This is a genomic window from Acidovorax sp. GW823-FHT01C06, assembly GCF_058798375.1.
Genome location: NZ_JBXAKN010000003.1, coordinates 355,737 through 370,368 on the forward strand (window position 1 = coordinate 355,737; position 14,632 = coordinate 370,368).

The window sequence follows — 14,632 nt, forward strand, 5'->3', positions numbered from 1 at the left end:
GGCTCACAATGGCCCCAGTGCATCCCGCCCGCCACACATCCCATGTCCCTCCCCTTGCGCGTCCCCCTGGTTCTGCTCCTCACCATCGCCCTGGCGGGCTGCGACAGGCCTTCGGGCTCGGGTGCCACCCCGGCAGCCCCGGCCAGCGCGGCCCAGGCGGGATTTGACGCCATCGTCGCATCGTGCACCGGGTTCCTGGCCGGGCGCACGCCCGCCGTGCAGCGCCTGGGCGCCGGCCCATGGATCAAGCTCGGCCACAGCCCCGCCCAGGTGCAGCATGAGCTCACACGCACCGAATCCGCCATCACCCCCTATGTGGGCAAGATCGTGGTCAAGGACAACGAGGCCCGGGCCGCCGCCGCGTCGGAGGCCGACGCCCAGGCCATCACCCTCACGCCCGCCCACCTGGTGTCCAACCGCACGCACACGTTCATCTACAGCTTCGACGGCCGGCAGTGGCGGTGGAACAATGGCTCGCGCCTGACCAAGACGCCGGGGCGGGACGACGCCACGGTGGCCCTCACACTGGCCGATGTCTCCGCGCCCGGCCAGGGCATGGCGGGCTGCCTGCCGCGCTGACGGCCGCGCCCCGTGGGCCGGTGCCGCGGGCCCCGCGTCAGCGGTCCACCGGCTCCGAAAGCTCGCCCGCCCCTTGCGCGCCTTGCTGCACGGCCTTCTCCACCGCCTCGCGCGTGAGCGTGGGCACGAAGCTCTCGATGAAGTGATAGGCGTAGCCGCGCAGCCAGGCGCCCCTGCGCAGGCCCAGCCGCGTGAGGTTGACCTCGAACAGATGGCCCGCGTCGATGAGCCGCAGGTGGCGGTCGCGCTCGGCGTCCACCGCGATCGATGCCACGATGCCCACGCCCATGCCCAGCTCCACATAGGTCTTGATCACGTCGGCGTCCATGGCCGTCAGCACGATGTCGGGCGCGATGCCTTCGCGGGCAAACGCTTCGTCGATGTGCGCGCGGCCCGTGTAGCCCAGCTCGTAGGTGATGATGGGGTGCTGCGCAAGCTGCTCCAGCGTGACCGGCGCCTGCAGCTCCAGCAGCGGGTGGCCGGGCGGCACGACGATGCTGTGCGTCCAGCGGTAGCACGGCAGCGTGACCAGCGCGTCATAGCCCGCGAGCGCTTCGGTGGCGACGCCGATATCGGCCTCGCCGCTGAGCAGCATCTCGGCCACCTGGCGCGGCGAGCCCTGGTGCAGGTGCAGCGACACCTGCGGAAACAGCGCGCGGAAGTCGCGCACCACCTGCGGCAGCGCGTAGCGCGCCTGCGAGTGCGTGGCCGCCACCGACAGGCGGCCCTGCGCGCTGTCGCTGAAATCCTGCCCCGCGCGCTTGAGGTTGTCGGCTTCGAGCAGCAGACGCTCCACAGTGGGCAGCAGGGCTGCGCCCGGCGGGGTCAGGCCCGTGAGGCGCTTGCCCGCGCGCACGAAAATCTCCACGCCCAGTTCTTCTTCCAGTTCGCGGATCTGCCGGCTCACGCCGGGTTGCGAGGTATGCAGCATGTTGGCCACCTCGGTCAGGTTGAAGCCCCGGCGCACGGCTTCGCGCACGGAGCGCAGTTGCTGAAAATTCATGGGTCCCTGTAGAGATGGATGGGCGGGGCGGCCCGCTCGGCATGGCCACCCGCGCGGAAATCGGCCCGCCGCGCGCGCAGACCTCGTCGCCCGGCCTGAACCGAACCGGTGCACGCGCCTCACCGGCCCCCTGCGCAGACAGGCGTTCGCTATATTTTCAATAGCTGCCAGCGCTTTACCAGAAAGCGCCGGCGGCCCATTTTCATCAAATCCGGATCACAGCTTGGCGATGGACACTTCGGTGGACTTGACCAGCGCCACCACGTCGGAGCCCACGACCAGGGCCAGGTCGTCCACCGAGCGCGTGGTGATGACCGACGTGACGATGCCCCAGGGGGTTTCGACATCGACTTCGGAGACGACGTCGCCGCGAATGATTTCGCGCACTTTGCCCTTGAACTGGTTGCGGACGTTGATGGCTTGGATGGACATGGAAAGGCTCCTGGAAGATGGAAAAAGAATGGGCAGGCACTTGGCGGTGGCGGGCTTCGACAACGATCCTGTCGCGCGGGGTCACCCGCTACGCACCCACAAAACTAAACAACCAGAAGCAATGTAAATCAAGTCTCTTATACGAATAAATGGTCATTAGTCATAAGCTTTGGCTTAGATGTGTGGGGCATGAGTTGCTGCCGCCACGGCATATGCGTGGGCCGTGGGAGTGCACCGTTGTTCGGGCCGCCCCACACGACGGCCGCCGCAAAACGCAGCCGCCCCGCCAGACCTCTCGATCTGGCGGGGCGAATGCAAGCGGCCGGTTCAGCCGGGGAAGTCGCTGGTGTCTCAGGCGGGCTGCGGCAGGTAGCTCGGCCGCGTGGCCGTCATCGACAGCTTGACGTGCTGCGTGAGTTCATCGGCCAGCACCTCGTCCGCACCCGCCGCCAGACCGTCCAGCGCGCGCTGCACGATCTGCTCGGGGCTCGACTTGGGAACGTCGAAGCCGCGCGTCAGGTCGGTATCGACATAGGCCATGTGCAGCCCCAGCACCTGCGTCTTTTGCGCCGCCAGTTCGTGGCGCAGCGCGTTGGTCAGCGACCAGGCGGCGGACTTGCTGGCCGAATATGCCGCCAGCTCGCCGCCGTTGACCCACGATGCCACCGACAGCACGTTGAGCAGCGCGCCGCCGCCGTTGGCCGCGAGGATGGGTGCGAACGCCTTGCTGACGCGCAGCACGGAGAAGAAGTTGGTGTCGAAGAGGCGGCGCGCGACCTCTTCGCTGTCGGCGGCCAGAAAGCCCCCGGGCTGGGCGATGCCGGCGTTGTTGATCACCAGTGTCACGTCGGGCGCCGCTGCCACAGCGGCCGCTACATCGGCCGGGTTGTTGACATCCAGGCGCAGGGCCTGCACGCCGGGCTGGGGCGTGATGGTGGCGGGGTCGCGCGCACCGGCGTAGACCTTGCGTGCGCCGCGGGCGAGCAGCTCGCGCGCAAATGCCAGGCCGATGCCGCGGTTGGCACCGGTGATGAGGACGACAGCGTTTTCGATCTTCATGAAAATCTCCAGAGGGACAGGTTGAACGGATGGGAGGTTGGGTGGGGACCGGCGACGTGTGAAAAAGGGATGTGCAGCGGCCTGCTGGCTTACACCACCTTGATGACGACCTTGCCCTTGGCACGGCCCGCTTCCACGTAGGCCAGGGCATCGTTGGTGGCGCTGAACGGAAAGACCTTGTCGACCACCGGGCGGATGGCGCCCGATTCGACAAGGCGCGTGATCTCCCGCAGCTGCGCGCCGTGAGCCCGCATGAAGAGGAACGAGTAGCCCACGCCCAGCGCCTTGGCGCGCCGCCGGGTGCCCGCGCTCAGCAGACGCATCACCAGCCGCACCAAGCCGGGCGCGCGAAGGGTCTGGCCGAATGCCGGGTCGGGCGGGCCGGAGATCGAGACGACCTGGCCGCCGGGCTTGAGCACGCGCAGCGACTTGGCCAGCGCCTTGCCGTCCTGGCTGTGCAGCACGACGTCGTAGCCGCGCAGCACCTCTTCGAAGTCCTGCGTCTTGTAGTCGATGACGACGTCGGCGCCCAGGCTTTGGACCAGCGCCGCATTGCCCGCGCTGGCCGTGGTGGCGACGGTGGCGCCCAGGTGCCTGGCCAGCTGGATGGCAAAGGTGCCCACCCCGCCGGACCCCGCCTGGATGAAGACCTTCTGGCCTTTTTTCAGCTGCGCCTTTTCCACCAGCGCCTGCCAGGCCGTGAGGCCCACCAGCGGGATCGACGCCGCCTCTTCCATCGTCAGACCCCGGGGCTTGAGCGCCAGCGAGGACTCCTTGACGGCGATGAGTTCTGCAAAGGCGCCGATGCGGAAATCGTCGGCCCGGGCGTAGACCTCGTCGCCGGGCTTGAACTGCCGCACACGCGGCCCCACGCTGACCACCACGCCCGCCACGTCATGCCCGAGGACGAGGGGCATCTTGTAGGGCAGGATGAGCTTGAACTCACCGTCGCGGATCTTCGAGTCCAGCTGGTTGATTCCCGCCGCATGCACGGAGACCAGCACCTCGTCGTCGCGCAGATCCGGGGCGGGCATATCGGCAAGCCGCAGCGCGGCCTTTTTGGCGTAGCGGTCGAGGACAAAGGCTTTCATGGGGCTTCCTGGGTGAGGGGCAAAGCACAGAACCGTGCAGCTCGCAAGCAAATTCGCATGATGATCGTCATATGTAATGGCAAAAAAAAGCGCGCTGCAAGGGGAGTCAGCCAGGCGCGCCGGTCGGCGTGGTGGGCGCAGAGTCTGCAGCGTGCGTCGAATTCGTCAGCTGCGTCAGGTGCTTGAACGCGGCCTCGCGCAGGCTGTCCGACAGCGCGGGCTCGTCCACCGCGCGAGCCAGCACCAGGGCGCCCACCATGGTGGCCATGGTGACCAGCGCCTGTTCATGAGCTGCGGGCTGCCCCCACTGCGGCGACTGGCGCGCGATGAGGTCGACCATTTCCTTGATGTGCCGGGTGGCCACGCGGCGCACCTCGGGCGCCTGGCGCGATGTCTCCGAGCCCAGGGCGACCAGGGGGCAGCCCATCTCGACGCTCTCGACATGCTGGCGCGACAGGTAGGCCGAGAGCATGGCGGCCAGCGCGCGGGGCGACGGCTCGCCGGCCGCGGCACCGGCCGCCAGCGCTGCGGATTCCGTGCACGCCTTGGCGGCCGCCTCGGCCAGCATGGCCTCGCGGGAGTCGAAGTGCGCGTAGAAGGCGCCGTGCGTCAGGCCCGCCTCTTTCATGATGTCCGCCACGCCCGTGCCGTGGTACCCCTGGCGCCGGATCGCGCGCGAGGCCACCGACACGATGCGCTCGTGCGTGGCCTCCTTGGCGGCGGCTCTGGAATGGGGTGTGGACTTTAGCATGATGTGCATCATACGACATATCACTCTGTGTCGCAATCCCGGCCGTCTGAGCCGCAGCTTCTGCGAGGCCCAATCCACCCAAGCCCCCGGCCCCCTTGAAACCAAAGACTCAGGCCCTGCGAAAGGGCTTGTCTGCAAACACTACAATTTTCATAGCGCATTGCGTCCTACCAGCAAGCGGTAGGGGCATATTTCTCTCACATCCATTCACAGCTTGGCGATGGACACCTCGGTCGACTTGACCAGCGCCACCACGTCGGAGCCCACGACCAACGCCAGCTCGTCCACCGAGCGCGTGGTGATGACCGACGTGACGATGCCCCAGGGCGTTTCGACATCGACTTCGGAGACGACATCGCCGCGCACGATCTCGCGGACTTTGCCCTTGAACTGGTTACGGACGTTGATGGCTTGGATGGACATGGGGTTCTCCTTGATGGGGCCGTAGGGCGAAGAAAGGAATGACAGAAGACAAAAAAAGAAAGCAATGAAAGGCAGCAGGCGCCAGAAACGGCTACACCGCCCAGCGCAGACCATGCGCAGGCACGCCGGGCCACGGCGCTTCGTGCGCCGGCTCGCCGTCGGGCTTTTGCAGCACGCGGTCCAGGATGCGTTTTTCAATGGCGGCAAAGGCAGCGTCGCCGTGCGATCGCGGGCGTGGCAGGTCGATGCGCTGGTCCAGCGCGATCTGGCCGTCCTCGATCAGGATCACGCGGTCGGCCAGGGCCACCGCCTCCTGCACATCGTGGGTCACGAGCAGCGCGGTGAAGCCGCTGCTGCGCCACAGGCCTTCGATGAGGCGGTGCATCTCGATGCGGGTCAGCGCATCGAGCGCGCCCAAAGGCTCGTCGAGCAGCAGCAGGCGCGGGTTGTGCACCAGCGCACGGGCCAGGGCCACGCGCTGGCGCTGGCCGCCGGACAGGCGCGCGGGCCACTCGGTCAGGCGGTCACCCAGGCCCACGCGCGCCAGCACGTCGGCGGCGGCGCCGCGCCGCGCAGGCGGCAGGCCCAGGGCCACGTTGTCGGCCACGCGCTTCCAGGGCAAGAGGCGCGAGTCCTGGAACATGATGCGGGTGTCGTCGCTCAGCCCGGCCACGTCCTTGCCGTCCAGGCGGATCGCGCCGCCCGAGACGGATTCGAGCCCGGCCACCAGGCGCAGCAGCGTGCTCTTGCCGCAGCCGCTGCGGCCCACGATGGCCACGAACTGGCCGGGCTCGATCACGAGTTCGGTCTTCTTGAGCACGTCGCGGGTGCCGTAGCGCTTGTCCACGCCGCGCACTTCCAGGCGCACGCCTTGTGCGGCGGGGGTGTGGGTCTGGGTCATGGTGTCAGGCTCCGGTCTTGAACAGCGGCACGTCGAGCGCATTCACGCGCCTGGGCAGCAGCTTTTCGGCAAAGAAGGCATCGGCGATGCGTTGTTGTTCAGTCAGCGCCGCGGGCACCACGGCACGCACCTCGTAGCTGCGGCGGCTGTTGGCCAGCTCGATCACGCCCGCATCCAGCCCCCACACGGGCGCCAGCAGCGCGGCCGCGTCCTTGGGGCTTTGCTTGACCCAGACGCCAGCCTTTTGCAGCTCGGTGAAGAACACGCGCAGCACGTCGGGCCGCGCCTGGGCAAACGGGGTGCCGGCCAGGTAGTAGCGCTGGTAGGAGGCCAGGTCGCGCCCGTCGGCCAGCACGCGCACGGCCGACTGGTTTTGCACGGCGGCGAGGAACGGGTCCCACACCACCCATGCGTCGATGGCGCCGCGCTCGAAGGCGGCGCGGCCATCGGCGGGGGTCAGGTAGGCGGGCTCGATGTCCTTGAACGACAGGCCCGACTTTTCCAGCGCGGCGATCAACAAGAAGTGCACGCCGGCGGCCTTGGCAAAACCGATCTTCTTGCCCTTGAGGTCCGCGACGGTCTTGATGGGCGAGTCGGCGCGCACCACGATGGCCTGGGCCGACGGCGATGGAGACTCCTGCGCCACGAAGGTCAGGTTGGCGCCTGCTGCCTGGGCGAACACCGGCACGGTATCGGCCACGTCGGCACTCACATCGATGTTGCCCAGGTTCAGCGCTTCGAGCAGCGGCAGGCCGCTGGTGAACTCGTGCCACGTCACCTTGACGTTGAGAGGCGCGAGCAACTGCTCCAGCGTGCCGCGCGTGCGCAGGATGGTGGTGAGCGTCGATGACTTTTGAAGTCCGATGCGCAAGGTTTCAGGCTTGCCCTGCGCGGCGGCCAAACCGCTCGACAACGCGGCGATGGCACCCAGCACGGTGCGCCGGTGAAGGTTGAAAGAGGTGGTCATGGTGGTCCGCAATTCTTGGAATGAAGGGTCGGGCTGCAGTGCGCCTTACGGCGTCTGGTAGCCCGGATGCCAACGCAGCCAGTAGCGCTCCAGGCCCTTGGCGAACAGGTCGGCCAGCTTGCCCAGCAGTGCGTACAGCAGGATGCCGACCAGCACGATGTCGGTCTGCAAAAACTCGCGGGCGTTCATCGTGAGGTAGCCGATGCCCGCCTGCGCCGAGATGGTCTCGGCCACGATCAGGATCACCCACATCAGGCCCAGCGAGAAGCGCAGGCCCACCAGAATGCTGGAGAGCGCGCCGGGCAGGATGATCTGTTTGTACAGCTGCCAACGGCCGAGGCCATAGGTGCGCCCCATCTCGATCAGGCCCGGGTCCACATTACGGATGCCGTGGAAGGTGTTGAGGTAGATCGGGAAGAACACCGACACGCTGATGAGGAACAGCTTGGCCGACTCGTCGATGCCGAACCACAGAATCACCAGCGGGATCAGCGCCAGCGCAGGGATGTTGCGCACCATCTGGATGGTGGAGTCGAGCAGGGTCTCGAACAAGCGCACCGAGCCGGTGAGCAAACCCAGCAGCAGGCCCAGGCCACCGCCGATGGCCAGGCCCGCCAGCGCACGGCCGGCGCTCACCTTGACGTGGGTCCACAGCTCGCCCGACACGGTGAGCGTCCACGCGGCCTTGATGACCTCGAGCGGCGCCGGCAGTACGCGGGTGGAGAGCCAGCCCTGCGACGATGCGATCTGCCACAGCACGATCAGCCCCACGGGCACGGCCCAGGGCAGCAGGCGCTGCGCAACACTGGCAAGGAAGCGGGCCAGCGGCGCGGGCAGCAAGGGACTCTCGATCGGCAGATCGACGGAGTCGGCCACGGGCGATACCTGCAGCTCTCGGACAGTCTGTGTCTGTGTCATGGGTTGATTTCCGGTTCGTGGTCAGGTTCCAAGAACTCCAGCTGGTTGCCCGCCGGGTCCTTGACGTAAAAGCGCAGGTAGCCGGGCAGTGCGCGGTTTTCCACCAGCGCCAGTTCGGCCTGCAGCAGGCGGTGGCGCAATGCGGGCAGGTCCTGCACCTCGAAGGCCAGGTGCGATACCGCGGGCGCGGGCTGCCAGTGCTCGGTGGGCACCAGGTCGATGCGCTGCGTGCCCGCGGCAAAGCGCAGCGTGTTGCCCGCCTGCAGGCGCACTTCGGGCAGCCCCAGCAGACTGGCATAGAAGCGCCGGATGGGCGCCTCGGCACCGGCCGGAAAGGCCAGCTGCACATGGTTGATGGACTGGATGCTCATGGCATGGCTCCTGTCAGGGGTTTCAGCTTTGCGACGCACGTGGCACGAAGTCGTTGGCCACGGTTTCGCCAAAGGGGCCGAGCGGGTTGCCGCCAGCGAGCTTCTCGCGCACGCCCAGCGGCAGCAGCGGGAACACCAGTTCAGCGAAGCGGTAGGCTTCTTCCAGGTGCGGATAGCCCGACAGCACGAAGTGGTCGAGCCCCAGGTTCGCGTATTCGGTGATGCGCGCGGCCACCGTCTCGGGGTCGCCCACCAGGGCCGTGCCCGCGCCGCCGCGCACCAGGCCCACGCCGGCCCACAGGTTGGGGCTGATCTCCAGGTCTGCGCGGCTGCGCTTCACACCCCCGGCATGCAGCGCGGCCATGCGGCGCTGGCCTTCGGAGTCCATGCGTGCAAAGACCGACTGCGCGCGCGCCACGGTTTCGTCGTCCACATGGCTGATGAGTTCTTCAGCCGCGGCCCAGGCCTGCGCCTCGGTCTCGCGCACGATGACGTGCAGGCGGATGCCGAATTTCACGGTGCGGCCGTGTTTGGCGGCACGGGCGCGCACGTCGGCCACCTTCCTGGCGACTTCGGCCGGGGGCTCGCCCCAGGTGAGGTAGGTCTCGACCTGCTCGGCCGCCAGGTCGTGCGCAGCGTCGGACGAGCCGCCGAAGTACACCGGCGGGTGCGGCTCCTGCAGCGGCGGGAACAGCAGCTTGGCGCCTTTGACGGACAGGTGCTTGCCCTCGTAGTCGAAGGTCTCGCCCCGGTGGCTGCGCGTGAGGATTTCGCGCCAGATGCGGATGAACTCGGCCGACTGCTCGTAGCGCGTGGCGTGGTCCAGGAACACGCCATCGCCCTCCAGCTCCGCGCGGTCGCCACCGGTCACCAGGTTGATGAGCAAGCGCCCGCCCGACAGGCGGTCGAAGGTGGCGGCCATGCGGGCGGCCAGCGCGGGCTGGTGCAGGCCGGGGCGCACCGCGACCAGGAACTTGAGCTTCTTCGTGACCGCCAGCAGGCTCGATGCGATCACCCACGGGTCTTCGCACGAGCGGCCGGTGGGAATGAGCACGCCTTCGTAGCCCAGGCTGTCGGCGGCCACTCCCACCTGCTGCAGGTACTCGAGGCTGAGCTGGCGCGCGCCCCTGGCTGTGCCAAGGTAACGGCTGTCGCCGTGGGTGGGGATGAACCAGTAGATTTTCATGGTGTCACTTTGCCGTGTGGGGGTCATCAATAGGAGAAGGCCAGGCCGTAGCCCGCCAGCGAAAAGCCGAAACGCAATGGACAGGCCCGCATGCCCCCCGCCGCCATATCGGCACGCACACCGGCATGCACACGGTTGCGGGTGCGGACCGGCCTGCGCGCCGGCGCCTTCAGGCGCCAGGCGTTGGCCGTGGTGCGCAGCACGCGGCGTGCTGCGTCGTGGACAGGGTTTGCGAAAGCGTTGGGCATGTCAGGGCTCCTTGGTTTCAATTGCGGCGGACTGTTGACCCGAGGCCGTTAAAACTGGCGCTGCCAAGGCCAGTGCCACCGTGGAACCGGCTTTGCCGGGCCACCGGAGGCGTCCCCCTCCCGCGCAGCGAGAGAGGGGGAAGGCGCGAAGCGACTCAGGGGGTGCACCCTCTACCACGGCGAGCGCGCCACGTCGCGCACCTGGATGCGCTGGGGGATCAGCTTCAAGTCGAAGAAGGTGTCGGCGATCCTTTGCTGTTCGGCCAGGATCTCGGGCGTGACCGGGCCCGTGCCGTACTCGGCACGCGACGTGGACAAATCGAGCACGGGCTTGGGGATGCCGAACAGCGGGGCCAGTTCGGCCGCCAGCAGGTCGCGGTTGACCTTGGCCCAGATGTCGATCTTGTTGATCTCTTCGATGGCGATGCGCAGCACGTCGGTGTTCTTGTCGGCGTACTGCAGCGACGAGAAGTAGTAGGCGCGGTTGCCCACCACGCCGGTGGCGTCGGCCAGCAGGCGGGCGTCCAGCGTCTTTTCGGCGGCAGCGGCAAACGGGTCCCAGATCACCCAGGCGTCCACAGAGCCTTTTTCAAAAGCGGCACGCGCATCGGCGGGCGGCAGAAAGGCCACGTTCACATCGCTGTACTTCAGGCCGTGCTTTTCCAGCAGCTTGACCAGGAAGTAATGCACGTTGCTGCCCTTGTTGAGTGCAACTTTTTTGCCCTTGAGATCGGCCACGGTCTTGATGGGCGAGCCCTTGGGCAGCAGCACGCTCTCGGCCTTGGGGCGGGGCACGGTGGCGGCCACATAGGCCAGCGGGGCGCCCGCGGCCTGCGCGAAGATCGGGGGCGCTTCGCCCACGTCGCCGAAGTCGATGGAGCCGACGTTCAGTGCCTCCAGCTGCACGGGGCCGGCCGTGAACTCGGTCCACTTGATGGAGACACCCAGCGGGGTCAGGCGCTTTTCGAGCGTGCCGCGGCCCTTGAGAAGGCTCAGGAAGCCCTTCTGGTGGCCGATGCGGAACTCACGGGCGGGGGTTTGCGCCAACGCACCGAAGGCCGGCAGCGCGACTGCGCTGGCCGCACCCTGGACGAGGCGGCGGCGGGACAGGGAGATCGAAGTCGTCATGGTGTTCTTCTGAAGATGGATGCGTGTGCAAGGGGCCGGGGCATCAGGGCTGCGCGCCGAGCACCACTGCGTCGCTCACCTTGATGGCCTTGGGGATCAGCTTCAGTTCGAAGAACGTGTCGGCGATCTTTTGCTGGTCGGCCGCCACATCGGGCGTGATGGGCTTGACGTTGAATTCGTAGCGCTGCAGCGCCAGCTCGACCACGTCCACCGGCAGGCCTTGCAGCGGCGCGATCAGCTCTGCGGCCTGGCGCAGGTTCTTCTTGAGCCAGATGCCTTGGGCCACCGAGTCTTCGAACAGCGCCGCGATGACCTTGGGGTTCCTGGTGACGAAGTCGCGGGCACCCAGGTAGTACTGGTAGTTGTTGACCACGCCGCCCGTGCCGTCGGCCAGCACGCGGGCGCCAGTGGCTTTCTCTGCGGCGGCCTGGAACGGGTCCCAGATCACCCAGGCATCCACGTTCTTGCTCTCGAACGCGGCGCGGCCGTCGGCCGGGGCCAGGTACACGGGCTGGATGTCGGAGAGCTTGAGGCCGTTCTTCTCGAGCTGCCTGACCAGCAGGTAGTGCACGTTGCTGCCCTTGTTGAGCGCGACCTTCTTGCCCTTGAGGTCGGCCACCGACTTGATGGGCGAGTCCTTGGCCACCAGGATGGCCTCGGCGCGCGGCGCGGCGGGGTCGTGCCCGAAGTAGACGAACTTGGCACCAGCGGCCTGGCCGAAGATGGGCGGTGCCTCGCCCACGTAGCCCACGTCCACGGCGCCCACGTTCAGGCCTTCCAGCAGCTGGGGGCCAGCCGGAAACTCGACCCACTTCACGCCGAAGCCCAGGGGAGCGAGCTTCTTCTCCAGCGTGCCCGCCGCTTTTTGCAGCACGAACAGGCTGGCCGACTTCTGGTAGCCGATGCGCAGCTCGCCCCTGGTCTGGGCATGCACCGGCTGCGCCAGCAGGAAGGCGGCGATCAGCACGAACGCGGTGAAGACCACGAAGCCGATGAACATGTTGCGCAGGGCGGCCAGCCCGCTGGTCGGCGGGGCATCGTGGGCGCGGTCTGAGCTGGCTGCGCCGTCGCGTGTCAGTGTGCTCATGGTGAATGTCCTTTGAATCATGAAAAAAAGGGGGCGTCTGAACCGGGCAGTGCTCCGCCCTGCCCACCGCTGCGGGCAGCGGGCCTGTCAAAAAAAAGGGGGAACGAGAAATGCGGGAGCCCGGCCGCGCCGCCCCCCCCAGGGTGGGGGCGCGCGCAGGGCGGGCGGTGCCCGTCAGACGCTACATCGCACCTGCGAGAAATGCACCGGCGCGAACCGCGTGGCCTGGGCAGGGAACGGGCGCAGCGTCTCGGTCACGAGCACGTTGACCGCATCGTCCAGCCGCGTGGCGATGTCGTCGTTCAGGTGGTAGGCGCCCTCGGGCGTCAGCGTGACCTGCGCATCGGTGGCATAGATGCCCGGCAGGATGCTCTTGGCACCCAGCGACTGCAGCACGGGGCGCAGCGCGTAGTCCAGCGCCAGCATGTGGTGCGGGCTGCCGCCGGTGGCCAGGGGCAGCACGATCTTGCCCTTGAGCGCCGTCTGCGGCAGCAGGTCCAGGAACACCTTGAGCACGCCGCTGTAGGCCGCCTTGTAAACCGGCGTGGCCACCACCAGCACGCTGGCCCGGGCCACCTGGTCGACAGCGCCCACCACGGTGGGATGGCCGAAGTCGGCCAGCAGCAAGGCCTGGGGCGACAGGTCACGGATATGGACGCGGTCCACCAGCGCGCCGCGCACCGACAGGCGCTGGGCGACAGCGTCCAGCAGGGCGGCGGAGCGGGAACGCTCGGAGGGGCTGCCGGCGATGAGAAGAGCGGACATGAAATGTGTTTCCAGAGGGCGTGACTTGGCCAGCGCCACCGTGGATCCGGCTTCGCCGGGCCACGGGTGGCGCCCCTTGAGGGGAGGCGGCCGAAGGCCGCTTCGGGGTGAGCCTATTTTTTGGTGTAGATCTGGTCGAAGCTGGCGTTGTCGGCAAAGTGGTCCTTGGCCGCCTTGTCCCAGCCACCGAACGCGTCGTTGATGGTGAACAGGTTCAGTTTGGGGAACTGCTTGGCGTACTTGGCCTTGGCCTTGTCGGACACGGCGGGGCGGTAGAAGTGCTTGCCGGCGATGTCCTGGCCTTCTTCGGTGTACAGGTACTGCAGGTAGGCCTCGGCCACGGCGCGCGTGCCCTTCTTGTCCACGTTCTTGTCCACCACCGTCACGGCGGGCTCGGCCAGGATGGAGATCGAGGGCGCGATCACGTCGAACTTGGTGCCGAATTCTTTTTCCAGCAGGTAGGCCTCGTTCTCCCAGGCGATCAGCACGTCGCCCTGGTTGCGCTGGGCAAAAGTGATGGTGGAGCCACGTGCGCCGGTGTCCAGCACGGGCACGTTGCCGTACAGCTTGGCCACGAAGTCTTTCGCCTTGGCATCGCTGCCCCCGTTCTTGCGCTTGGCGAACTCCCAGGCGGCCAGATAGTTCCAGCGGGCGCCGCCCGAGGTCTTGGGGTTGGGCGTGATCACGCTGATGCCGGGCTTGACGAGGTCATCCCAGTCCTTGATGCCCTTGGGGTTGCCCTGGCGCACCACCAGCACGATGGTGGAGGTGTAGGGCGAGCTGTTGTGGGGCAGGCGCTTTTGCCAGTCCTTGGGGATCCAGCCGCCGTTGGTGTGCAACGCGTCGGTGTCGCCGGCCAGCGCCAGGGTGGCCACGTCGGCGTCCAGCCCGTCGATGATGGAGCGCGCCTGCTTGCCCGAGCCGCCGTGGCTTTGCTTGACGGTCACGTCCTGGCCGGTCTTGGCTTTCCAGTGCCTGGCGAACGCCTGGTTGAAGTCCACGTACAGCTCGCGCGTCGGGTCGTACGACACATTGAGCAGCGTCACAGACTGTGCAAACGACGGCAATGCCGCCAGGGCCAAACTCCCCGCCAGGGCGGCGGCGAAGGGAAACTTGATAAAGTCGCGGCGAAAGTTCATAGGGAGCCTCTTTTTTTCGAATGCAAAACGGTGCAACTCACCGATGAAACGCATTCTGGAAGACCCTCTTCAAAACTGGAACTACTGAGATTTCAGTTCTTTATATCCAAATCATCTGAGCAGCCCTTTGCGCTGCGGCAGACTCCACCCATCAACAAGGAACCCCATGGCACGCACCGTTCAATGCATCAAGCTCGGCAAGGAAGCAGAGGGCCTCGACTTTCCGCCCTACCCCGGCGAGCTGGGCAAACGCATCTGGGAAAACGTGAGCAAGGAAGCCTGGGCAGGCTGGCTCAAGCACCAGACCATGCTGGTCAATGAAAACCGCCTCAATCTGGCCGACGCGCGTGCCCGCCAGTACCTGGCCCGCCAGATGGAAAACCATTTCTTTGGCGGTGGCGCAGACGCCGCGGCGGGATATGTCCCGCCCAGCGCGCAATGAAGCGCAGCGAAATGCAGCGCTGCAAAAAGTGGTTTCGCCAAAACCACTTTTTCGGCGGTGGTGCGGATGCCGCAGCGGGCTACGTCCCACCGAGCGCATGAGCCTCCATGTCAGTTTTCCGTAGCATTACCGACCACCCGCA

18 protein-coding genes are annotated in these 14,632 nt (G+C 67.1%); 2 read left to right on the top strand and 16 right to left on the bottom strand.

The window, feature by feature from the left end; all coding sequences use genetic code 11:
- Positions 1-42 precede the first annotated feature (42 nt).
- Positions 43-579, top strand: a complete 537-nt coding sequence (locus tag AC1RCS_RS09775; protein WP_492244910.1) for a hypothetical protein — start codon at positions 43-45, stop codon at positions 577-579.
- Positions 580-616: 37 nt separating this feature from the next.
- On the opposite strand, the gene AC1RCS_RS09780 is transcribed toward AC1RCS_RS09775, so the two are convergent.
- From AC1RCS_RS09780 to AC1RCS_RS09855, 16 genes are all read right to left on the bottom strand, one after another.
- The gene (locus AC1RCS_RS09780) at positions 617-1,582 is read right to left on the bottom strand and encodes a CysB family HTH-type transcriptional regulator (protein ID WP_218341006.1); all 966 of its coding nucleotides are present in this window, start codon (positions 1,580-1,582) and stop codon (positions 617-619) included.
- 216 nt (positions 1,583-1,798) lie between these two features.
- Positions 1,799-2,014, bottom strand: coding sequence for a TOBE domain-containing protein (locus AC1RCS_RS09785; RefSeq protein ID WP_056168199.1), 216 nt, complete (start codon positions 2,012-2,014; stop codon positions 1,799-1,801).
- A gap of 351 nt (positions 2,015-2,365) precedes the next feature.
- Entirely contained in the window at positions 2,366-3,073 is a 708-nt protein-coding gene (locus AC1RCS_RS09790) for an SDR family oxidoreductase (RefSeq protein WP_218294619.1), read from the bottom strand.
- A gap of 89 nt (positions 3,074-3,162) precedes the next feature.
- The gene (locus tag AC1RCS_RS09795) at positions 3,163-4,164 is read right to left on the bottom strand and encodes an NADP-dependent oxidoreductase (RefSeq protein ID WP_218341004.1); all 1,002 of its coding nucleotides are present in this window, start codon (positions 4,162-4,164) and stop codon (positions 3,163-3,165) included.
- 106 nt (positions 4,165-4,270) lie between these two features.
- On the bottom strand, positions 4,271-4,927 hold the full coding sequence (locus AC1RCS_RS09800; protein WP_492244911.1) for a TetR/AcrR family transcriptional regulator: 657 nt from the start codon (positions 4,925-4,927) through the stop codon (positions 4,271-4,273).
- 195 nt (positions 4,928-5,122) lie between these two features.
- Complete coding sequence (locus tag AC1RCS_RS09805; RefSeq protein ID WP_007857120.1) at positions 5,123-5,338, bottom strand: TOBE domain-containing protein; 216 nt, start codon at positions 5,336-5,338, stop codon at positions 5,123-5,125.
- 91 nt (positions 5,339-5,429) lie between these two features.
- Positions 5,430-6,239: an ATP-binding cassette domain-containing protein gene (locus AC1RCS_RS09810; protein ID WP_218294616.1), complete on the bottom strand. Its 810-nt coding sequence runs from the start codon at positions 6,237-6,239 to the stop codon at positions 5,430-5,432.
- Between the two features lie 4 nt (positions 6,240-6,243).
- On the bottom strand, positions 6,244-7,206 hold the full coding sequence (locus AC1RCS_RS09815) for an aliphatic sulfonate ABC transporter substrate-binding protein (RefSeq protein ID WP_492244912.1): 963 nt from the start codon (positions 7,204-7,206) through the stop codon (positions 6,244-6,246).
- A 45-nt stretch (positions 7,207-7,251) separates the two neighbouring features.
- Positions 7,252-8,124 (bottom strand): aliphatic sulfonate ABC transporter permease SsuC, encoded by an 873-nt coding sequence (gene ssuC, locus AC1RCS_RS09820; protein WP_492244913.1) that lies wholly within the window; start codon positions 8,122-8,124, stop codon positions 7,252-7,254.
- A complete protein-coding gene (locus tag AC1RCS_RS09825; protein WP_218294613.1) occupies positions 8,121-8,495 on the bottom strand; it encodes a VOC family protein in 375 nt (124 codons plus the stop codon). Before AC1RCS_RS09825 ends, ssuC begins: the two co-directional genes overlap by 4 nt.
- Positions 8,496-8,517: 22 nt before the next feature.
- The gene (ssuD, locus tag AC1RCS_RS09830; protein WP_492244914.1) at positions 8,518-9,681 is read right to left on the bottom strand and encodes an FMNH2-dependent alkanesulfonate monooxygenase; all 1,164 of its coding nucleotides are present in this window, start codon (positions 9,679-9,681) and stop codon (positions 8,518-8,520) included.
- Positions 9,682-9,707: 26 nt separating this feature from the next.
- Complete coding sequence (locus AC1RCS_RS09835) at positions 9,708-9,929, bottom strand: hypothetical protein (RefSeq protein WP_492244915.1); 222 nt, start codon at positions 9,927-9,929, stop codon at positions 9,708-9,710.
- A 171-nt stretch (positions 9,930-10,100) separates the two neighbouring features.
- A complete protein-coding gene (locus tag AC1RCS_RS09840) occupies positions 10,101-11,057 on the bottom strand; it encodes a sulfonate ABC transporter substrate-binding protein (RefSeq protein ID WP_218294610.1) in 957 nt (318 codons plus the stop codon).
- A gap of 43 nt (positions 11,058-11,100) precedes the next feature.
- Positions 11,101-12,057, bottom strand: coding sequence for a sulfonate ABC transporter substrate-binding protein (locus AC1RCS_RS09845; RefSeq protein ID WP_492245002.1), 957 nt, complete (start codon positions 12,055-12,057; stop codon positions 11,101-11,103).
- A 261-nt stretch (positions 12,058-12,318) separates the two neighbouring features.
- Positions 12,319-12,909, bottom strand: coding sequence for an NADPH-dependent FMN reductase (gene ssuE / locus AC1RCS_RS09850; RefSeq protein ID WP_492244916.1), 591 nt, complete (start codon positions 12,907-12,909; stop codon positions 12,319-12,321).
- A 113-nt stretch (positions 12,910-13,022) separates the two neighbouring features.
- Positions 13,023-14,048 (bottom strand): sulfate ABC transporter substrate-binding protein, encoded by a 1,026-nt coding sequence (locus AC1RCS_RS09855; RefSeq protein ID WP_255594640.1) that lies wholly within the window; start codon positions 14,046-14,048, stop codon positions 13,023-13,025.
- A 166-nt stretch (positions 14,049-14,214) separates the two neighbouring features.
- On the opposite strand from AC1RCS_RS09855, the gene AC1RCS_RS09860 reads away from it, so the two are divergent.
- Positions 14,215-14,490 carry an oxidative damage protection protein gene (locus AC1RCS_RS09860; RefSeq protein WP_218294608.1) on the top strand — a complete coding sequence of 92 codons (276 nt, stop codon included), beginning with the start codon at positions 14,215-14,217 and terminating at the stop codon, positions 14,488-14,490.
- The last annotated feature ends 142 nt before the right edge of the window (positions 14,491-14,632 follow it).